The sequence below is a fragment of the Streptomyces sp. NPDC001678 genome, from assembly GCF_042892945.1.
Classification (GTDB): domain Bacteria; phylum Actinomycetota; class Actinomycetes; order Streptomycetales; family Streptomycetaceae; genus Streptomyces.
This window is the reverse complement of sequence record NZ_JBIAUP010000014.1, coordinates 113,584-133,349: the sequence shown is the minus strand read 5'-3', so window position 1 is coordinate 133,349 and position 19,766 is coordinate 113,584. Positions and strand designations below refer to the sequence as shown.

At 74.5% G+C, this 19,766-nt stretch carries 17 protein-coding genes and 1 riboswitch; of the genes, 5 read left to right on the top strand and 12 right to left on the bottom strand.

Annotated features, from left to right (window positions below; translation table 11 throughout):
• The first annotated feature begins 466 nt into the window (after positions 1 to 466).
• Positions 467 to 841 (top strand): hypothetical protein, encoded by a 375-nt coding sequence (locus ACFYZR_RS26265; RefSeq protein WP_391914392.1) that lies wholly within the window; start codon positions 467 to 469, stop codon positions 839 to 841.
• A 49-nt stretch (positions 842 to 890) separates the two neighbouring features.
• On the opposite strand, the gene ACFYZR_RS26260 is transcribed toward ACFYZR_RS26265, so the two are convergent.
• From ACFYZR_RS26260 to ACFYZR_RS26215, 10 genes are all read right to left on the bottom strand, one after another.
• A complete protein-coding gene (locus ACFYZR_RS26260) occupies positions 891 to 2,429 on the bottom strand; it encodes a carboxylesterase/lipase family protein (protein ID WP_391914391.1) in 1,539 nt (512 codons plus the stop codon).
• A 91-nt stretch (positions 2,430 to 2,520) separates the two neighbouring features.
• Positions 2,521 to 2,994 (bottom strand): C40 family peptidase, encoded by a 474-nt coding sequence (locus ACFYZR_RS26255; protein ID WP_391914389.1) that lies wholly within the window; start codon positions 2,992 to 2,994, stop codon positions 2,521 to 2,523.
• A gap of 4 nt (positions 2,995 to 2,998) precedes the next feature.
• Positions 2,999 to 3,176, bottom strand: a riboswitch (cyclic di-AMP (ydaO/yuaA leader).
• 233 nt (positions 3,177 to 3,409) lie between these two features.
• On the bottom strand, positions 3,410 to 4,378 hold the full coding sequence (locus ACFYZR_RS26250; RefSeq protein ID WP_391914387.1) for an endo alpha-1,4 polygalactosaminidase: 969 nt from the start codon (positions 4,376 to 4,378) through the stop codon (positions 3,410 to 3,412).
• Positions 4,375 to 5,082 (bottom strand): spherulation-specific family 4 protein, encoded by a 708-nt coding sequence (locus ACFYZR_RS26245; RefSeq protein WP_391914385.1) that lies wholly within the window; start codon positions 5,080 to 5,082, stop codon positions 4,375 to 4,377. Before ACFYZR_RS26245 ends, ACFYZR_RS26250 begins: the two co-directional genes overlap by 4 nt.
• Positions 5,079 to 6,005 carry an NAD-dependent epimerase/dehydratase family protein gene (locus ACFYZR_RS26240; protein WP_391914383.1) on the bottom strand — a complete coding sequence of 309 codons (927 nt, stop codon included), beginning with the start codon at positions 6,003 to 6,005 and terminating at the stop codon, positions 5,079 to 5,081. The genes ACFYZR_RS26245 and ACFYZR_RS26240 overlap by 4 nt, the downstream gene beginning before the upstream one ends.
• Positions 6,006 to 6,014: 9 nt before the next feature.
• Positions 6,015 to 6,728 (bottom strand): sugar phosphate nucleotidyltransferase, encoded by a 714-nt coding sequence (locus ACFYZR_RS26235; RefSeq protein ID WP_391914381.1) that lies wholly within the window; start codon positions 6,726 to 6,728, stop codon positions 6,015 to 6,017.
• Between the two features lie 56 nt (positions 6,729 to 6,784).
• A complete protein-coding gene (locus tag ACFYZR_RS26230; protein WP_391914379.1) occupies positions 6,785 to 7,786 on the bottom strand; it encodes an SDR family NAD(P)-dependent oxidoreductase in 1,002 nt (333 codons plus the stop codon).
• Between the two features lie 35 nt (positions 7,787 to 7,821).
• Positions 7,822 to 9,270 carry a hypothetical protein gene (locus tag ACFYZR_RS26225; RefSeq protein WP_391914377.1) on the bottom strand — a complete coding sequence of 483 codons (1,449 nt, stop codon included), beginning with the start codon at positions 9,268 to 9,270 and terminating at the stop codon, positions 7,822 to 7,824.
• Positions 9,267 to 10,784, bottom strand: a complete 1,518-nt coding sequence (pelF, locus tag ACFYZR_RS26220) for a GT4 family glycosyltransferase PelF (protein WP_391914375.1) — start codon at positions 10,782 to 10,784, stop codon at positions 9,267 to 9,269. Before pelF ends, ACFYZR_RS26225 begins: the two co-directional genes overlap by 4 nt.
• A gap of 63 nt (positions 10,785 to 10,847) precedes the next feature.
• Positions 10,848 to 13,016: a hypothetical protein gene (locus ACFYZR_RS26215; protein WP_391914373.1), complete on the bottom strand. Its 2,169-nt coding sequence runs from the start codon at positions 13,014 to 13,016 to the stop codon at positions 10,848 to 10,850.
• 761 nt (positions 13,017 to 13,777) lie between these two features.
• Here ACFYZR_RS26215 and ACFYZR_RS26210 point away from each other — a divergent pair.
• Positions 13,778 to 14,962, top strand: coding sequence for an ABC transporter substrate-binding protein (locus tag ACFYZR_RS26210; RefSeq protein ID WP_391914371.1), 1,185 nt, complete (start codon positions 13,778 to 13,780; stop codon positions 14,960 to 14,962).
• Between the two features lie 141 nt (positions 14,963 to 15,103).
• On the top strand, positions 15,104 to 16,036 hold the full coding sequence (locus tag ACFYZR_RS26205; RefSeq protein WP_391914370.1) for a carbohydrate-binding protein: 933 nt from the start codon (positions 15,104 to 15,106) through the stop codon (positions 16,034 to 16,036).
• Positions 16,037 to 16,072: 36 nt separating this feature from the next.
• On the opposite strand, the gene ACFYZR_RS26200 is transcribed toward ACFYZR_RS26205, so the two are convergent.
• A complete protein-coding gene (locus ACFYZR_RS26200; RefSeq protein WP_391914368.1) occupies positions 16,073 to 17,005 on the bottom strand; it encodes an NADP-dependent oxidoreductase in 933 nt (310 codons plus the stop codon).
• 82 nt (positions 17,006 to 17,087) lie between these two features.
• Positions 17,088 to 17,657, bottom strand: a complete 570-nt coding sequence (locus ACFYZR_RS26195; RefSeq protein WP_391914366.1) for an SRPBCC family protein — start codon at positions 17,655 to 17,657, stop codon at positions 17,088 to 17,090.
• Between the two features lie 115 nt (positions 17,658 to 17,772).
• Here ACFYZR_RS26195 and ACFYZR_RS26190 point away from each other — a divergent pair, with 115 nt between their 5' ends.
• Positions 17,773 to 18,528 carry a DUF2334 domain-containing protein gene (locus ACFYZR_RS26190; protein ID WP_391914364.1) on the top strand — a complete coding sequence of 252 codons (756 nt, stop codon included), beginning with the start codon at positions 17,773 to 17,775 and terminating at the stop codon, positions 18,526 to 18,528.
• A 13-nt stretch (positions 18,529 to 18,541) separates the two neighbouring features.
• Positions 18,542 to 19,660: a glycosyltransferase gene (locus tag ACFYZR_RS26185; RefSeq protein WP_391914362.1), complete on the top strand. Its 1,119-nt coding sequence runs from the start codon at positions 18,542 to 18,544 to the stop codon at positions 19,658 to 19,660.
• Positions 19,661 to 19,766: the final 106 nt, after the last annotated feature.

Sequence of the window (19,766 nt, the reverse complement as noted above, 5' to 3'; positions counted from 1 at the left end):
CGGTGCCCTCATCCGGCTCGGCCGGACCCGCCGCGCCTGGCCCGGGTCCAGGCCCTCTTCGACGCCGGCCGGCACGCCCAGCTCCTCGAAACGCTGCCGGCGCTGCTGGCCGATGCCCACGCCGCCACCCGCGACGGTTCGCCTGCGGCGTACGCGACCCTGTCCTCGTGCTACTCCCTGGCATCCCGGGTCCTGACGAAGACCGGTCGTTACGAGCGGTCCCGGCTGACTGCGGACCGGGCCCTGACTTACGCGGACCTGTCCGGCAGCGCCATCGCCACGGCGGAGGCATCCCGCGAGCTGAGCATTGTGCTCCGGCACCAGGACCAGGCACAGGCAGCCCAGCGCCTGGTCGACCACGCCCTGACCGCCGTCGAGCGCACCGGCCTGGCCACGCAGGCGCAAGCGATGGCGTACGCCCAGATGCTCTGCCGGACGCCTGCCCGACCGGCCGCCGGCGGGCGCCGTGTTCTCGATCAGCCCAGCCGCGGTCACGCTCTACGAGGTCGGCGTGTACTGGGCCGTCGGCGACGCCGGCACCGCCCTCCACGCCGGACGCGGCCTGCACCCCGGACAGTTCTCCACGGCCGAACGACGCGCCCGCATGCACACCGGCCTCGCCCGCGCCTGGTGGCAGTGGGACAAACCTCAGCAGACCGCCGACGCTCTCCTCCACGCCCTGCGCGTTTCCCCGGCGGAGGTACGGGACCGCCCCGCCATCCGGCGAGTCGCCGGCGATCTGATCGGCCGGCACCCGCGCACCGCCGGCGTACGGGAACTGGCCTCGGCCCTGGGGGCCCGCCTCCGGACGGAGAGGACGGCGAAGACGGAGAACGGGTGAAGCCGGACGGTCCCACAGGCCCGGCCGGCCGCCGTGCCCCCGCCCCCCGTCAGGCGGGCAGGTCGTACGGCCGGACCGTGTGTCCCTCCCAGACCTTCCTGGACGGCTCCTCCGGGTACGGCGCCGTGCTCGTCTCCGTGTCGAGGAGGCGGGTGAGCCGTCCGTCGGCGGTCCGGTGGGCGGGCCAGCCCGGGTCGCCGTGGGTCGCGAAGGCCGTCCACGAGCGGCGGATCTCGTCCCCGAGCGCCCTCAGGTCCTCGGGGACCGGGCCCTCGCCGAGCAGCAGCCGGGCCTGTGGGGCGTCGTAGGTGCCGAACAGCAGGGACACGTCGAGGCCGTGGGGGGCGCCGAGCGCCCCGCCGAGGGCGGGGGCGGGCCGGCGCAGCTCGTACAGGTGCGCCGTGCCGCCGCCGGCGGTGTGGGCCTCGGCGAGGTGGAGCGAGGGCATGCGGAACAGGACGTCGCTGTGGACGGTCTCGAAGAGGTCCACGGGGGCGGCGTCCGGGTAGGCGGCGCGGTAGGCGCGGGGGCCGTCGGGGGCGGGGGCGAAGGCGTTCAGGGCCGTCGTCGTGTCCTCGTCGGTGACCTTGTCCCGGCCGCCGCTCATCACCAGGAACGGCCGGAACTCGTCGCGGGTGTGACCGGTCAGCAGGTCCACGCCGCTCGCCCGGCCGTCCGGCAGGAGGGTCCAGGGGGTCTCCGGTACGAGGTCGCCGTCGATCACGATGGAGAACGGGGAGCCGGTGCGGGCCAGCGGTCCCCAGCGGTCGGCTTCGGCGGGCAGGCCGTACATCATCGGGGTGATCGCCTCGGCCAGCCGCCACGGGTCGATCGTGGCGAGTCCGGCCGCGGTGGGTGTGGTGCCCAGCCGCCCGGCGAGTTCGGCGGCGAGGCCGGAGGCGAGGGCCGGGGTGGTGTAGAGGCCGGGGACGGACTGGGCGATCGCCCGGCGGAAGAGGCCGGCGGCGCGGGGCACGGCCAGCAGGGTGGCTATCGAGCCGGCGCCGGAGGACTGGCCGGCGACGGTGACGCGCGCGGGGTCGCCGCCGAAGCCGGCGATGTTCTCCTGGACCCATTCCAGGGCCGCGATCAGGTCGAGCAGCCCCCGGTTGGCGGGGGCGCCCTCGAGGTGGGCGGAGGCCTCGGCGCCCACCCGGTAGTTGAGGGTGACCACGACGAGGCCGCCCTGCCGGGCAAGCAGCCCGGCGTCGTAGAGCGGGTCGCCCGCGTGGCCGGAGACATAGCCCCCGCCCAGGATCCATACCAGTACGGGCAGTCCGGAGCCGCCGGGGTCCGGGGACCAGACGTTCAGGGTGAGCCAGTCGTCGCCGGTGGCGGTGCCGGTCGCGGGGATCGGGCCGGACTGCGGGGGCGGCGGGCCGAACTCCACCGCGTCCCGCACGCCGTCCCAGGGCCGGGCCGGACGGGGGGCCATGAAGCGCAGCTCGCCCACGGGCGGCTGGGCGTAGGGGATCCCCCGGAAGACGGCGAGGCCGTCGGTGGTGCGGCCCCGTACGGTGCCCTGAGCCGTGCGGGCCTCCGGGCCGTCGATACCGGTGACGCCGGTGACGTCTGTGACATCGCTCATCGTCGCTCCCTCCCGCGCCCGGAAGCGGTCACCCCCGTGCGCGAACGCGGATGTCGGGCGGTCCGGGTCACGGACCGCCCGATCAAGGAGCCTAGTTGACGCGTCCGTACCAGACGCTGCCGGTCCAGATCTTCTCCAGACGGACCGTGGCGCCGGGCTTGGGGGCGTGCCAGATCTTGTTGCTACCCGCGTAGATCCCCACGTGGTAGACGTTGCTGCCCGAGTGGAAGAAGACCAGGTCACCGACCTGGCGGGAGCCGCCGGAGATGTGCCGGGTGCGGTTGTACTGGTCGGCGGCCACACGCGGCAGGTTCTTGCCGGCCTTCTTGAACGAGTACTGGGTCAGGCCCGAGCAGTCGAACCGGTTCGGGCCGGCGGCGCCGTACTGGTAGGGGGAGCCGGCCTTGCCGGCGGCGACCTTCAGGGCCTGCTCGCCGGGTGTGGCCGCGGAGGCCTCGGAGGCGAGGCCGGGGACGAGCACCGATGCCGCCAGTGTGGCGGCGGTGACGGCCGAGGCGGCGCCGGCCCGGGATATGAGAGCAGGTATGCGAGGCATAGCAGACATGCCGAAGCCCTTCGACATCCGCCTGCGAAAGATGACCTGTCGGGTTCGGGCTGCGAAGTTGCCCGGCCGGATTTCCCGGCTTCACCCCAAGGACCACCGACTTCGTGATCCGTAACGCTTGGGTCTCCCGCTCCTGCCGATCCATCAATTCGATGCCGCACCCGGTGCGGCGGCAGGACTCGGCGTCCGCCCGGGTGGCCCGCCATGGTGACGGGATCTTGTGTTCGGTGAGAGATCCTGCACCATGAATCATTCAAATCCGGTACCCGGGCGGCCATCTGTGAACTTCTTCACTTCGGGAGCAGAACCGGAACCGCACTCCGCGCGCCCCCGCCGAACTGGCCCTAAACCCTTGTAACGCCGGGTACTTGCAGCATGGAACGAGTAATTCCGGAGGACCCTTCGACAAGGTCCTTCAGCAGGGCTGCCGCCAGGTGTCCAGCTCCAGCTTCTTCTTCATCGAGCTGAGCCCGAGCCGCCGCGCCGTGGGGCAGAACTCCCCCGTCGACAGTTCGTATTCGACATGGAAGACCGCTTTGTCACGTTTCACGAAGGGGGTGAGCTTCTCGCACTCGTCGTACTGCGCGCACTGCTCGTTCACCGCGAAGTCGAAGGTGTCCACCAGCTGCGGGATCTGGTCCAGGTCGTTCTTCAGCCCGATGGCCAGGCCCCGCTCATGGGCGAGATCCGCCAGCATCCGGTTGAAGGCGAGCTGGTGGTCGGCCGTCAGCGGAAAGCCGGTGCCGTTGCGGAATCCCTCGGTCAGATCGGGTTCGACGGCGTCGAATCCCTTCTGCCGGCACATGTCCATCCGGGCCGCCATGAGCGGCCGCAGGGTGTCGAGGCGGCGGATGTCGAACCATTTCTCGCCCTTCCACCCCTTGTTCTTGTTGCCGAGCAGGTTCTTGGGGAATTTCCCCTGGTCGGGCCGGAAGTCCTCCCAGGCACCGGCATTGATGTAACAGATCACCTTCCGGCCACGGGAATGCAATTGGGCCACGGTTTCGGCCGAATTCTCGAAGCCGTCGATGTCGTAGACGGGGGCGTCCACCGAGGTGTCGGCCTTTCCGTCCAGCTGCCACTGCCAGCGGGTGCCCGGACGTGGCTGCCAACGGGCCCCGGCCGGCGCCGAACCCGTGGCCGGACCGCCGGGTGAGGCGGAGGCGCCCGGCGTCCCCGAGGCCTCCGGCGCACCCGAGGCGCGAGGGGCGTCCGAGGCGCGGGGTGCCGCCGTGGCACCGTCGTCGTCCCGGTCCGGCCCGTCGTCGTCCGCGGGCGAGGCGGAGCAACCCGCCAGGACCAGCAGCAGCGCGGCGCACAGCCCCGCGCGGACGCGCCACGCGCTCTTGCCGCGCCACGCCCCCATGCCACGCCCCCCGCTCATACCGTGCCCCCCGTCGTGAGACCGGCGGCCGCCCGCGGCACCGAGCACCAGGGGTTGGCCCCCGTGCCCGGCACCGCGCAGTGGACCGCGGCACCGCGCGCCCCCGCCGTCCGGGCCACCTGCCCCTCCCGCCCCTCGGGCACGCCGTGCACCAGATGACAGAACCGCTCCGGTGGGTGTCCGGTGGTCCACTCCGGCACCCGGGCGCGCCGGTAGTCCTCCCAGGTGCCCTCGAAGGTGACCAGGAGGTCGGCGAGCGAGGCGTAGCCGGGGGCGGGGTGGGTGCCGGGGTTGAGGACGGCCGTACGGGCGCCCAGCACCCGGGCGGCCAGCACCATGCGGCGGTAGCGGGGCAGCGGGGTGTCGTGCGCCGGGACCTGGTCGAGGAAGACGCCGTCCACGTCGTACCACCGGCGGTGGCGGCGGATGTCGGCGACCACGGCGCCCGTGCGGCGGTGGCCGTAGCCGGTGTCGACGTAGCCCAGCAACCGGACGCCCGCGGCGCGCAGCGCTCGCGCGGCGGCGCCGAAGGCGGGGTCGGGGCGGCCGCCGGGGCCGTCGGCGGCGTTGAGCACGACCCCGTACAGCCGGGGGGCGGCGTCGAGCAGCGCGGCCCACTCCTCGGGGTGGGTCGCGGGGTGGACGTAGAGGGGGACGAGCAGCCGCCCGGCGTCCTCGTGGGCGGCGGGCGTGGTGGTGGTCATGGCACGGGCTCCGTGGCGGGCACGGTGGCCCACAGGTCGGTGAGGGAGTCGGCGAAGGAGTGCCGGGGGACCCAGTCCAGGGCGCGTCCGGCGGCGGTGATGTCGGCCTGCTGCCAGGGTACGGCGGCGGAGCGCGGCGAGCCGTCGCCGTCCTCGGCGACGCGGTCGCCGACCGGGCCGGTGAACCCGGCGGCGCGCAGCAGCCCTTCGGCCACGTCGCGGACGGGGCGGGCGGTGCCGCTGCCGATGTTGAGGACGGCGGGCAGGGGGCGGGGCGCGGTGACGGCGAGGGCGACGGCCTCGGCCACGTCGCGCGGGTCGACGAAGTCGCGGTGGGCGGAGAGGTCCCCGGTGCGGACGCGGCCGTCGGGTCCCGCCCGGCGCAGTTCGGCGGCGAGGCGGCCGGGGAGGGAGGCGGCCGGGGCGCCGGGGCCGACGGGGTTGAACACCCGCAGGACGACGGCGTCCAGGCCGGAGCCGGTGACGGCGAGGGTGCCGGCCAGTTTGCTCGCGCCGTAGAGGCCGAGCGGGCGGGCCGGGGCGCTCTCGCCGACGGGCAGCCGGGCCTCGGCGGGCCCGTACTCGGCCGCCGAGCCCAGATGGATCAGGCGGGCGTCGGGAGCCGCCGCGCCGAGGGCCTCGCAGAGCACGGCCGGGCCGCGGGCGTTGACGGCGGTGAGGGTCACGGCGCTGCCGCCGACCGCGCCCGCGCAGTTGACGACGGCGTCGGGGGCGGCCTCGCGCAGCAGGGCTGCGAGCCGCTCCGGGCCGGTGGCCGCCAGGTCGACGGGCAGCTCGGCGACGGGCGGCCCGTCGGCGGGGGCACGGCCGGCGACCCGCACGTGCGCGCCCGGAAGGGCGCGCAGGCGCGAGGCGGTGTGCCGGCCCAGGAAGCCGGTGGCGCCCAGGACGAGAATGCGCATCGGAGCCGGTCACGCTCCCTTGATCAGCAGGTCGCGGCGGACGGCGAACTCGGCGTTCGCCCGGTCGTAGTCGTCGGGGCGGCCGATGTCCAGCCAGTAGCCGTCGAATTCATGGGCGTTGGGCGGGGTGCCCGCCGCCAGCAGGTCGAGGACGAGCTCGTCGAAGCCGAGCGGCAGTCCGGGAGTGTAGCGGTCGAGGGCGTCGCGGGAGACTCCGTAGACGCCCATGGAGACGCGGTAGTCCATGCTGGGCTTCTCGGCGAAGCCGACGACCCGGCCCGCCTCGGTGGTCAGGACGCCGAAGTCGATGCTGACCCGGCGGGGGTAGGTGGCGATGGTCAGGGGCGCCCCGGAGGCGGTGTGGTCGCGCAGGACCTCGCCGAAGTCGAGGTCGGTGAGGATGTCGCCGTTCATCACCAGGAAGCGCTCGGGGAGCCGGTCGGTCATGGTGAGGAGCGGGCCCATGGTGCCCAGGGGACTCTCCTCGGTGGTGTAGTCGACTCTGATGCCCCACTGGGAACCGTCGCCGACGTAGGCGCGGATGATGTGGCCGAGGTGGCCTATGGCGAGGGTGCAGCTGGTGAACCCGGCGCCGGCCAGCTGGCGCATGACGATCTCGAGGATGGCGTGCTGGTCGCCGATGGGCACCAGGGGCTTGGGCAGCGCGGTGGTGTACGGGCGGAGCCGGACGCCCTTGCCTCCGGCGAGGATCACTACATGCATGGGGTGCCGTTCCTCTCTTGTGCCGCGTGGGTGGTACCGCGTGGGTGGACGGAACGTCAGACGTTGTAGATGCCGGTCTTGTAGCGGCCGAGGTTGGCGGGGTCGCGGAAGAAGGCGACGGTCTCGGCGAGGCCCTGCTCCAGGGTGTGGGCGGGGGCCCAGCCGGTGGCGGCGCGCAGCCGGGAGGAGTCGCAGACCAGCCGCATCACCTCGGAGCCCGCGGGCCTTACGCGCTCGGCGTCCTCGGTGACCTCCAGGTCGGTGTCCATGAGCTTGCCGATGAGGGTCACCAGGTCGCCGACGGAGATCTCCTCGCCGGTGCCGGAGTTGAAGGTGCGGCCGAGGACGGCGGCGGCGGGCGCGGTGCCGACGGCGCGGAAGGCGGCCACGGTGTCCTTGACGTAGCTGAAGTCCCGGGTGGGCCGCAGGTCGCCGAGGGTGATGGCGCGCTGTCCGGCGGCGACCTGGCCGATGACGGTGGGGATGACGGCCCGCATGGACTGGCGGGGGCCGAAGGTGTTGAACGGGCGCAGGGTGACGACGGGCAGGCCGAAGCTGGCGTGGTAGCTGTCGGCGAGCCGGTCCCCGCCGGCCTTGGAGGCGGCGTAGGGGGACTGGGTGTTGATGGGGTGGTCCTCGGTGATGGGCACGGTCCGCGCGGTGCCGTAGGTCTCGCTGGTGGAGGTGTGGACCAGGCGGGGAATGCCCAGGTGGCGGACGGCCTCCAGGACGTTGAGGGTGCCGGTGACGTTGGTCTCGACGTAGCTGTGCGGGGCCCGGTAGGAGTACGGGATCGCGATGAGGGCGGCCAGGTGGTAGACGGTCTCGGCGCCGGTGACGAGGCCCTGGACGGAGCCGGGGTCGCGGACGTCGCCGAGGACGACCTCGACGTGGTCCATGACCTCCCGGGGCAGGTCCTCCAGCCAGCCGAAGGACGAGAAGGAGTTGTACTGGACCATCGCGCGGACCCGGTGGCCGTCGGCGACGAGGGCCTCCACGAGGTGCGATCCGATGAATCCTTCGGCGCCGGTGACGGCGACGAGTGCTGATGCGGACACGAGGGCTCTCCTCTTCAGGGCTTCTTCACGGTGGCTCAGCGGTGGGTGGTGATCCGGCCGAGCAGGGCGGTGGCCACGGCGAGCAGGGCCGCCGCCGCACCGGAACAGATGACGAGCTGGTCGGTGACCGGGGCCGCCGTGCCCAGCCGGAGCGCGCCGGCCTCGGCCGCGGCGGCGGCCAGGCAGAGCAGGGCCGGGGGCCAGGCGGTGCCGTAGGCCTGGAGCAGCAGGCCCGTCCACAGCACGGCGCCGAGCGCCAGCAGGGCGGCCAGCCGGCCGGGGGCGGGCGGTGCCCCGCCGGGCCACAGCGCCCCGACGGCCAGGACGAGCGCGGTCAGGGCCGCCAGGTAGCCGGCGGCGCACAGGGCGAGGACGCGGGCGGCCCGCCACAGCAGCCCGGTGGTGGTCGTGGCGGCGGCGAGCGCCGCGAGCGAGCGGCCCCGGCAGCGGTAGAGCAGCCATTCGGCGGGGCCCATGCTGAGGGTGAGGGCGATGACGGCGGGGCCGCCGGTGCCGCCGTCGTGGTGGGCGAGGGCGTCGCCGAGGGCGGCGAAGGTGGTCAGCAGTCCGCAGCCCAGGCCGAAGAGGCCGTAGGGCAGGGAGGCGGCGGGCGGGGGCACCGGCCCGGAGGGCGGTTTCTCGCCGCGCCGGGCGCGCAGCGTCTCGTACCCGGCGGCGAAGAGCGCGCCGCCGACGGTGGCGAGCAGCAGTCCGGTACCGAGGACGGCCGGCGGCCGGGCGGCGATGAGCACCGCTCCGCCGGTGGCGGTGGGCAACAGGGCGAGCAGCAGGAGCCGTTCGCGGCCGAGGACGAGCAGGGTGGTGGCGGCGGCCAGGTAGAGGGCCTGGCCCGCAGCGAAGAGAAGCACGCCGGCCGGGGCGCGCAGGGCGAGCGCGGCGGCGGTGGCGAGGAGGGCGCCCAGGGGGGCGCCCACGCTCAGGGAGCGGCCCGCCGCGGCCCGGCCGCCGGCGGCGAGGCGGAGGTAGGCGCGGTGGGCCAGGCCCTGGTTCCAGGCCCAGGCGGTGAGGGCGGAGGCCACCAGCGCCCAGGTGCCGGCGGGCATCCCGAAGCGGTCCCGGGCGCCGGCGAGGAGGGGTGAGCCCAGCGCGTAGCCGAAGCCGGGCAGGGTGAAGACCACCGAGCGCAGCAGGGACGCTCCCGGCCCGGCCTTCCAGGGGTCGGGGCGCGGGGCGGGTTCGGGGTGGCCGCGCGGCACCCGGGCGAAGAGTTCGGCGGCGAGCTCGAAGGCGTCGGCGCGGCCGTAGCGTTCGGCGATCTGCTCGCCGGTGAGGCCGTCGGCCTCCAGGACGGCGGCGATCTCGTCGGGGTGGACGGCGGCCGCGCAGACGTCGGCCAGTTCCTCGGCGAGTTCGTCGAGGGGGTCGGCGGCCCACCGGGGCCGGGAGCGGGTCCCGGTGGGCGCGGCGGCGAGTTCGTGCGAGGGTTCGGGTTCGCCGGGGACGAGGCGCAGCAGTCCGCTCATCCCGCGCCGCCTGCGGCCATGGCCATGACGGGGGCGGGCCGGTCGGCGGTGACGTCCACGGGGACGGGGCGCCGCAGGCCGGAGAGGTCGTGGTAGATGTCGCGGAATCCGTCGATGGTCTGCCGGAGGGTGAACTGCTCGATGACGCGCAGCCGTGCCGACTCCCCCATCTTGGCGCGCAGTTCGGGCTCGCGCAGCAGTCGCAGCGCGGCGGCGGCCATGGCCTCGGGGTCGCGCGGCGGGACGACCAGTCCGCTGTCGCCGACCGCCTCGCGGACGCCGCCGACGTCGGTGGAGACGGTGGCGCGCCCGCAGGACATGGCCTCGATGAGGGTGAAGGGGAAGCCTTCGCTGATGCTGGAGAGCATCACCACGTTGCCGGCGGCGTAGGCGTCGCGGATGTCGTCGACGCGTCCTTCGAAGGTGACGGCGTCGGCCACGCCGAGTTCGGCGGCGAGGCCCTCGCAGGCGGTGCGGTAGCCCTCGCCGCCGCGTGGGGTGCCGCCGAAGAGGCGCAGCCGGGCGTCGGGTATCTCCTTCCGGACGATCGCGAAGGCGCGGATGAGGGTCTCCAGGCCCTTGATGGGGTCGACCCGGCCGGCCCAGCTGAGGGTGGGCAGGTCCGGCTCGGGGCCGGCGGGCGGGAAGGCGGCCGGGTCGACGCCGTTGTAGACGGTGCGGATGCGCTCCGGCGGGGTGCCGCCGTGCTCCTCCCAGCGGCGGTTGTAGCGGTTGCCGGGGGTGACGAGCGCGGCGTTGCGGTAGCCCTCCTCGGCGAGCAGCCGGAACAGGCCGAGCATCACGGCCTTGACGGGCCAGCGGTACGGCTCGGCGCGGAAGCTCAGGTAGCGCTCGCGCAGATAGATGCCGTGCTCGGTGAGGAGGAAGGGGGTGCCGTGCCGGTGGTGGGCGATGAGGCCGGGGAGGGTGGCCAGGCCCCCGCTGACCGCGTGGGTGATCCCCTCGGCGGGGGCCGGTGCGGCGAGCGGGCGCAGGGCGTGCTCCAGCAGGTCGGTGGCGGCCAGCGCGTCGTGGAGCGTGGGGCGCGCGGCGGCCGTGGCGAGGTGCGGCCGGTTCCAGAGCCGGGCCAGCAGCCGGGCGGCCGCCTCGCCGCGCAGGGCGGCGAAGAGCGTGCCGTCGGCGGCGTGGTCGGCCAGCCGGTAGAAGGCGGGCGCGAAGAGCGCTTCGCGCGCGGGGTCGAGGAGGGAGCTCAGGAACTGTTCGTAGGTGGCGAGGAAGTGGCGCAGGTGCCGGCCGCGCGGGGCGCGGCCGGCCGGTGGCGGGCCCCACAGGGGGAAGGTGTCCACGGCCTTGACGTGGCCGGGCAGTTCCCAGGCGAGCGGCTCGCGGCCGGTGCCGGTGACGGCGATGACGTGGAAGTCGACGTCGGGCATGCCCTGGACGAGCTGGTCGCACCAGACGCTGACCCCGCCGTGACTATGGGGATAGGTGCCCTCGGTGAGCAGGGTCACCGAGGGAGTGGCGAACGCCGGTTCGGCTGACGGTCCGTGCATGAAAGTCGGTTCTCTCCAGGAGACGGTGGGGCGAGGTGGTGCAGCACGGAGGTACGAGCCGGTTCAGCGCCGTTCGGTGTGCCCGGCCCCGAAGGGGACGCGGGTGGTGACGCCCGGGGGCACCGGGAGGGCGGCCGCGGGGGCCTGGATACGGGTGGCCCTGCCGTCCGCGCCACGGGTGGCGGGGGTGTCGGCGGGCAGGGTGAGGGTGAGCTGGGTCTGGTCGGCCGCGGGGGTGCTCCAGCCGGAGCGGGCGCCGGCGTAGGGGGTCCCGAAGGCGGTGCCGCCCTGGGCGGTGGTGCCGTTGGGTACGGTCGCGGTGGTGTGCAGCCCGGCGGGCGTGGTGACGGTGACGGTGTTGCCGACGCGGTAGCCGGTGACCTTGCCTGCGGTCACGGCGGCGTTCCAGGCGGCGCGGCGGCTCAGCTCGTCGCCGATGTCGCGCTGGCGGAGGTTCACGAGCGGGGTGTTGTCGGCGTAGAGGCCGGCGTAGTCGGCGAGGACCTTCTCCAGGACCGTGTAGCCGATCCGCTCCTCGGAGAGGTTCGACTGGTGCATGAAGTGCGGGCGCGGGTCGTTGGCGAGGACGTGGCCGAGGGCGATGCGGGCCTCGAGCGGGGCGATGTAGTTCTGGAAGCCGGTCTTGACGTCCAGGGGCTTCTTCAGGCAGGTGGTGGTCTCGGGGAACTTCTCGCAGGTGCCGCTGCCGCCGTCGGCCTTCTTGGTGTAGAGCCAGTTGTACTCGTCGGTCTGCTCGGTGGCCTTGCCCACGTTGTAGTACACGTTCATGGGGTAGCGGGGCACGGTCAGGGCGGAGCCGACCGGGCGCTGCTCACGCTCGCGCGAGGTGTCGCTGGCGATCCACTTGACGCCCGTCTGGGCGAGGACAGGGGCGAGTTCGGGGTTGTCCTGGGGCTGCTGCGGTGTGGTCTTCAGGCCCGAGTGCTCGCCGGTGACCAGCTCGTCCTTGTCGAGGGTCAGGCCCTGGCGGGCGGCCCAGCGGAGGTTCTCGTCGACCTGGTAGGCGATGGTCTGCCGGCTGACCCAGCGGGTCTTTCCGGCGGCGTCGGTGGCGCACTTCCAGGGCACGGAGCTGGTGTCCTGCTCGCAGCCGAGGAAGGCGTGGGTGTAGGTGTGGTTGATCCAGCGGAAGGACTTCTGGTCGGCGACGAACTGCTGGAGCAGCGGGTCGGGCGCGCCGCCGTGCGAGGCCCGGTACTCCTCGCTGCCCACGCCGTTGTAGGCGAAGTCGATGGGCAGGTTGTGGGCGGCGGACCACTGCTTGGCGTACTGCGCGTCGGCGGCGGTCATCCGCAGGGAGGGGGCGCTGGGGTCGGGGTTGCCGGGGCAGTCGACGTCGCCGGGGGTGCACTTGAGCTTGGTGTCCCAGCGGTCGTCGGCGGCGAAGACGTCGTCGACGTGGACGCCGAAGTAGTTGCGGGCGGCGCCCAGGTGGACGCCCCGGGTCAGCCACTCCACGATGCCGCGGGAGACCAGGCGGAACTGGGTCTGGTAGCGGTTGGCGACGAAGGTGACGACGAGTTCGCTGCGGCCGTCGTGGTCGTACTGGCCGATCAGCGAGCCGCGTCCGGAGCCGCCGGGGACGGGCGCGTCCACGAGGCTGGTGTAGCTGGCGCCCTTCTCCTGCTGTGCGAGCGGTACGGCGATATAGCCGTAACTCTCCTTGACGGCCGGGTCGTTGTCCTCGAAGGGAACGTTTTTCTTGAGATAGCCGAAGGGTCCGGCGGCGCCCGCCGTGGTCACCTGGGCGGTCTGCCCGTCGAGCGGGCCGGCGTAGCCGCCCGCGTCGGGGGTGTTCAGCCCGACGGCCGGGCGGGCGTAGGTGTAGGCGTCGGCCTGCCGGATGCCGAATCGTTTCTCGTAGCCGGCGAGGGCCGTCATCTCGGCCGAATCGGCGCCGAAGGGGTTGTCGTTGGGCAGGACCACGCCCTGGAACTTGGCTCTCGGTCTGCCGTCCACGGTGTCGCTGAGGAACGCCTCGTCGACGCGCGGGCGGGCCGCGTCGGCGAGATCGAGCCTGGTGTACGGGGTGCCGGCCGCCTCCAGCTCGGCACGGACGGCCTCGACGGCGGGGCCGCCGTCGTCGACCACCAACAGGCGCAGGTCGATGCGGGGCGGCAGGTCCGCCGCGCTCGCGCTGCCTGCGGGCAGCGCCATCGTCAGCATCGCGGCGGCGGCCCAGGCCGCGGCCGCGCGCGTCGTACTCCCCATGTGCGTCTCCCCCCGGACGGAGCCGCGCGTCGGGGTGCGCGGGCCTCCGTACCTGACACGTGCACGGCGTCCCTGACGAACGCCGTCGCACTTCGAGTGATCGCGAGCGGCCCCCTGACGGCCGGGTCCCCACTCCGGCCGCGAACGTCCCTCCCCTGCCAGGGAACGGACGCCGATGTCCGGTTCCCAGCCGCGCGCCCGGAGCCCGGGGCGCGCGACGACGACGCGGGCTCCGGGCACGGGAGTGCCACGGCTCCGAGAGGCATCGCTGCCCTTCGTCCGCTCAGCCATATAGTGCGTCATGCCCGAAGCCCGCGCGGGGCGCACCGGGGACTCGCCCGGCCGGTCTCCGAGGGGCGTTGGCCGAAACCCGCCGCGGCGTCCGGCACCCCTTCCCGCCGGCCGCCGGGGGCCCGCCCGGGGGCATTCCCGAGGTGACCTGTGTCAACTTCCGTATACAACGTCACCGGACGTGTGTTCAGGGGCCGGAGGCACATCCGCCTCCGCTGGTTCCGGACGTCACGAGATCGGCCGGATGACGGCTGTCCGGAATGCCGGTTCCAACACGGATTCAAGCGCCGTGACCGTCAACTTCCCTACGGAGAACGGACGGCAATCGTCCGGACTCGATCGTTCGAGTGCGCGAGACGATACGGAATCACCCTTCCGGGTCCGGGGTGACACGTGTCAACCAGGTTGCGGGAGGGGGACGTTGATCTACGAGAACCGCGGGGAGCGACAGCGGAACGGGGGGCGGGCTGGTGGCTCGTGGGCGGACGGGAGAGCTGTGCGTGGGGGCGGTCGTGCCGCGGACGGGGCGGCTCGCCCGGCTGGGCGACCCCCTGCTCTACGCGCTCGGCAGGCTGGCCCCCCATCTGGCGGGCGGGGTGCGCGGCCGCCCGGTCCGGCTCGCCTGGCGCGACAGCCGCTCCGGCCCCGACGGGGCGCGCCGCGCGGTCGCGGAACTCGTGCGCGACGAGGGGGCGTCGGCGGTGGTGACGATGGGCGGCACCCGGGTGCTGCCGGCCGTGGCCGACGCCTGCGAGGTGCTGGGCATCCCCTGTCTGTCGACGGGCCTCCCCTGGCAGGCGTACGCCCTGAGCCGGGGCGCGGAGCCGGGGCGCGCGTTCCGCTGGACGTTCCACTTCGGGTGGGGGCTGGACGACATCGCCGCGGTGTTCGCGGAGATGTGGGAGCGCGTGGGGCCGCGCCGCACGGTGGGCTGCCTGTGGAACGACGGGCCCCAGGGGCGGGCGCTGCGCCACCCCCGGGACGGCTTCGCGCCCGTGGTGGCGGCGCGCGGCCACACCCTGGTCGACCCGGGCGGCTACCGGGAGCCGGCCACCGGGTTCGCGGGCATCGTCCGGCGGTTCAAGGAGGCCGGGACCGATGTCGTCACCGGCGCGGCCACCGTGGCGGACCTGGCTCTCTTCCACCGGCAGGCCCGCGAGGCGGGGCTGCGCACCCGGCTGATCACCTGTTCGCGCCAGCTGGACTGCCCCCGGGCGTCGGCGGCCCCGGACGGGCTGGCGAACGCCAGGATCGCCACGCTCGTCTACTGGACGCCCCGGCACCCCTACCGCTCCTCGCTGGACGACACCACGGCGGCCCGGCTGGCCCAGGACTACCGGATCACCACCGGGCGGCCCTGGCTCCAGCCCCTGGGCCCGGCCCACGCCCTGCTGGAGGTCGCCGTCCACGCCCTGACCACCGCCGCCGACCCCACCGACCGGCACGCGGTCGCGGCGGCCCTCGGCGCGACCCGGCTGGCCACGGTCGCGGGACTCCTCGACTTCACCGCCGGGCCCGTGCGCAATGTCGCCCCGCTGCCGCTGATCGGCGGGCAGTGGCGGCCGGGGCGGGGCGGGGCGCGCGAGCTCGCGCTGGTCACCAACGCCCGGCTGCCGCACATCAGACGGGACGCGGAGCTCACGGTCGGACTCTGACCGGGCTCCGGGCCGGGCTCTTGGCCGGGCGGACCCGGCGGCTGGTGCCGCTGGGTCCCTTGACACTCCAGAGATTGTCATGGACATTCCCATCGCCGGAGTCCGCAGGCGCTCCCCACCCCCCTTCCTGCTGGAGTTCATGTGAACAGACACCGGACCTCCCTCATCGCGGCCCTGCTCACCGTCCTGGCCACCCTCGGCGCCACCGCCCGCACGACCGCCTCCGCGGCCGCACCCGTCCCCGCCCCCGACGCCCCGCACCGGGGCGTGGTCACCGGCGCCCGTACACCCGACCGCTCCCCCGGCCGCGACCGCGCCGTCCGCGCGTTCGAGAACGGCCGCCGGGCCCGGGCCGGCGCGTGGGCGCACCACCCGCCGACCGCCACCGGCCGCCCCGCCGCCGACGTCACCCACAACTGGTGGGGCGTCTTCCCCCGGCCGGGCTCGCACGACGGCATCACCGCCACCCACACCGTCGACCCGTCCTACAAGGTCTCCGACGCCGACAACTTCACCTACGCGCCCACCACGAAGGCCCAGAACTCCTGCATGGAGGTCGTCACGGCGTACTGGAACAGCGGCGACGAGATCTGGGCCTGGGACTGGTGCGGCAAGGGCGGCCCCGCGAAGGTGCTGACCGTCGACGCGGACTTCCTCGCGACGTACACCACCACCGCCACCGGCGGCGGCCGGAGCTACAGCGTGCAGCTGGTACGGGACGCGGCGAGCGGCAACCGCTGGTCCTCGTACCTCTACAACGTCCGGACGCGCAGCTGGAACCTGCTGTACCAGCAGTCCGGCACCGATCAGAGCGGCCTGGCCCACGGCTGGGACATGTTCGAGATCTACGCGAGCGTCGACCCCGGCACCGGCGTGGGCTACTACTGCGCGGAGGCGCGCAGCACCGTCTTCGACAGCAGCGCCGTCCAGCTGCGCGCCAACGGGGCGTGGAAGCCCGCGAGCCCGTCCGACGCGCCGTGGACGGAGGAGCGGCCCGACGGACGCGCGTTCCTCTGCCCGCCGCTGCGGTTCCTCCGGGCCGGGGCCAACGACCACTGGACCGTACGGCAGTGACCCGCGCCGGGCGGCACCGGGCCACGGCCCGGCGGCTCACGCCACCGCGATGACGATCTTCCCGGTGAGGTGCCCGTGCTCGCTCGCCCGGTGCGCCTCGGCGGCCTCCGCCAGCGGATAGACCCGGTGGATGGGCAACTGGAGGATCCCCGCCTCGTGGAGGGCGAGGGCGGCCTCGATCGCGGGCACCGTGCCCGCTCCCGTGCCGCCCGAACTGAAGCGCGCGCCGTGGCGCCGGGCGCCCTCCGCGTCGGCGATGGACAGCACCCGGCCGGGGTCACCGGTCAGCTCCACCGACACCGCGACCGCGTCGCCCTTGCCGACCGCGTCCAGCGCCGCGTCCACCCCCTCGGGGGCGATCCCCCGCACCCGCCCTGCGAGGCCCTCCCCGTAGGCGACGGGGAGGGCCCCCAGGCCCCGCAGGTACTCGTGGTTGAACTCGCTCGCCGTGCCGATCACCCGGACGTCCCGCGCGCGGGCGAACTGCACGACCATGGTGCCCACCCCGCCGGCCGCGCCGTGGACCAGCAGCGTCTCCCCGGCCCCCACGCCCAGCTCGTCCAGGCTCCGCAGCGCCGTCTCGGCCGCCACCGGAAGGGCCGCGGCCTCCTCCCAGGGCAGCGAGAGGGGCTTGACCACCAGCTGGTCGGCGCGGGCCAGGGCCTGTTCGGCGTAGGCGCCGGTGAGCGTGCGGCCCAGGACGGCGTCCCCCGCGCGCACCTCCATGACCCCCACGCCGACCGCCTCCACCAGGCCCGACGCCTCCACACCGGGGACGTGCGGCAGTTCGGTGGGGAAGACCGCTTCCATGGCACCGCTGCGGATCTTGTGGTCGAGCGGGTTGACGCCCGCGCAGCGGACGGCGATCCGGACCTGCCCGGGCCCGGGGGCGGGCAGATCGGCGTCGCCGAGCCGGAGCACTTCGGCGGGGCCGAAGGAGCTGAAGGAGATGGCCTTGGTCTTGGTCATGGAATCACCATCATCGAAAATCAGGATTTTCCGTGCCAGGCCGGGCCGTCCCGCCCCTGAATTCGCCCTGCGCCCTGCCGCCCTACGCCCCCGCTCCGGCGCCCGCCCCGGCCCCCGCGTCCCGGGCCGGCTCCTCGGCGAGCCGCCTGACGCCCTCCAGGGTGGCCCGTATGCCCTCCCGCAGCTCGCCCAGGCGCATGGCGAGGATCTGCTCCTCGCGGTCCGGCATCCGGCCGATCGCGACGCTGAGCCCGGAGGGCGCCGGCCCGACCCGCACCGACTGCCGCAGCAGCGTCCCCCCGTCCTCGGGCCGGAGCTCGAACTTCCAGGTGGCGAGCGGGTACGCGGGATCGGCGACCCCGCCCCCGAACCGGTTGTCCGGATCCGTGACCGCCCAGCCGAACAGCCGCTCGGGCTCCAGGGCGACGATGTACGAGACGGTCCGCCACTCGCCGCCCACCGGGTGGCGGTTGTGGCCCTCGAAGGCCGCGCCGAGCACCGGCCCGGTGGCGCCGTCCAGCCACTCGACCCGCTGGAGTTCGGTGCTGATCCGGGCGGGCAGGCCGATGTCGGCCACCAGTCTCCAGACCTCGGCCGGGGCCGCGCCGATGTGGACCTCTTCCTGGACGCCGGGCCCGTCCGCGTAGCGCATACGTTCTCCTGAACTCCGGTTGCCTGTCACTCCGTCGAACAACAGTCTGCACCCGGAAGAGGGTGTTCACCCGGACGTACGGCGCACGTCACACCGGCCGGAGGATCCTGGGAGGGTGACAGCGGTCTTCGTGGTCTCGGTGCACGACGTCGCCCCCTGGAGCTTCTCGCGCAGCCGCCGTTGGCTGGCCGAGCTGGACGCGCGGGGGGTGCCCGCGACGTTGCTGCTCGTGCCGGGCGCCTGGCGCGGGCCCCGGCTGCCGGACGACCCGGCCCTGGTGCGCTGGCTCCACGAGGCGGCCCGGCGCGGGCACGAGCTCTCCCTCCACGGCTGCACCCACCGGGCCGTGCCCGGCGGCCCGCCCGCGCGGCGCTGGCTGAACCGTGTGCTGGCGCGCGGCTGCGCGGAGTTCTGCGCGCTGGACGAGGCGGAGGCCCACCGCCGGCTCACGGCCGGACTGGCCGCGCTCGCCTCCGTGGGGATCGCCCCGGAGGGTTTCACCCCGCCGGGCTGGCTCGCCTCGCCGGGGTCGCTCGCGGCCCTGCGCGCGGTGGGGCTGGAGTACACCACCAGCCACTTGGCGGTGCACGACCTGCGCACCGGCGCCCGGCACCGGATGCCGGCGCTGTCCCACCGGCCGGGCGGCCTCGGCGAACGGGCCGGCGCCCACCTGATGCGCACGGCGGCCGGCCGGTGGTCCGGGCGCGGCAGGCCCTTCCGCATCGCCCTCCACCCTGCCGACCTGGACCGGCCGGGCCTGCGCGAACACGCCCTGGAGGCCGTCGACCTCGCCCTCGCGGCGGGGGCCCGCCCCTGGACGTACGCCGGGCTGGTGCGCGCCCGGCGGCGCCCGGGGGACGACGACGTATGAGGGACGGCGGCGCGTGAGGATCGTCCAGCTCGCCAACTTCCACGGCCCGGCCTCCGGCGGCCTGCGGACCGCGCTCGACGCGCTCGGCCGCGGCTACGCGGCGGCGGGCCACGAACGGGTCCTCATCACCCCGGGCCCCCGGTACGGGGCGTGGCGCGACACCGCCGGGCTCCGGGTCGCCCTGCCCGGGGTCCGGGTGGGCGGCGGCTACCGGCTGATCTGCTCGCCCCTCGCGCTCCACGCGCTACGGGCGCTGCTGGCGCGCCTGGCACCGGACTCCGTCGAGGTGTCCGACAAGCTCACCCTCGTCCACGCCGCGCACTGGGCCCGCGCGCGGGGGATACGGGCGGTGCTGCTCTCCCACGAGCGCCTGGACGCCATCCTGGCGCCCCGGCTGCCGGCCCGGCTGCCCCTGGGGCTTGCGGCCGACGCCTGGAACCGGCGCCTGGCCGGGGCGTTCGACGCCGTGGTGGCGGCATCCGCCTTCTCCTGCGCGGAATTCGCGCGCGTGGCGGCACCGGCGCTGTACCGGGTACCGCTCGGCGTCGACCTGGACGTCTTCTCACCCATGGGCACAGCCCCGGATCCGGTGGTACGGCTGGTGTACGCGGGCCGGCTGTCGGCGGAGAAATCCCCCCGACTCCCCCTGGAAACACTGCGCGTACTGCTGCGGCGCGGCGTCCCGGCCCGCCTGGACGTCCTGGGCGACGGCCCGGAGCGCGGCCGCCTGGAACGACGGGCGTACGAGGCCGGGTTGCCGGTGCGCTTCCACGGCCATGTGACCGACCGCCGCGCGGTGGCCCGCGCGCTCGCGCGGGCGGACGTGGCGCTGGCCCCATGCCCGGTGGAGTCCTTCGGCCTCTCGGTCCTGGAGGCCCTGGCCTGCGGCACCCCGGTCGTCACGGCGGACTCCGGCGCCGCGCCCGAACTCCTCGCGCCGGGAGCGGGCTTGGCGGCGGCCGCCTCGCCGGAGGCGATGGCGAACGCGGTGGCCCGGCTCCTGTCCGTCCCGGAAGACCATCGCCGCGCGGCGGCGCGGAAGCGGGCGGAAGAGTTCCCGTGGGAGCGGACGGTGCGGGGGATGCTGGCGGTGCACGCACGTTCCGGTGAACAGAGTTTCCGTAATCCGTAATCTCCGCCGATACGGCCGGACTTGAGGACGGAAGGGGATATGCTCGCCCTCGGCGGCGCACTTCGTGCGCCCCCTCTCCGAGGACCGCCACTTCCGGACGCTCGCC